A 255-nucleotide genomic window follows, 5' to 3' on the forward strand; every position below is an offset into this window, starting at 1 on the left:
CGGATAAAAACGTGTTTGAATCGTTTTAAAAAGCCTTTCAATTTTGCCCTTTGCACGGGGGTCGTACGGCTGTGTATGGGCTAAGGTAATCCCAAGTTTAGCGCAAGCGTAGTGAAGCGTTTCAGATTGATAGATCTTTCCGTTATCCGCATAAATAATTGAAGGTTTCCCTCTTCGGATAAGAGCTTCTTTTGTAACGCCCCTTAAACCATCAAACTTCTCTGACGAGAAGAACTGCGCGTATGGCACAAGACG

Annotated in this window: 1 pseudogene; it reads right to left on the reverse strand. The window is 43.9% G+C overall.

The annotated features are described in order from the left end of the window. A pseudogene (locus M3183_RS26910) lies at positions 1-255 on the reverse strand (IS481 family transposase); the annotation flags it as partial.

Source organism: Neobacillus mesonae, from assembly GCF_023715155.1.
GTDB classification, from domain to species: domain Bacteria; phylum Bacillota; class Bacilli; order Bacillales; family Cytobacillaceae; genus Neobacillus; species Neobacillus mesonae_A.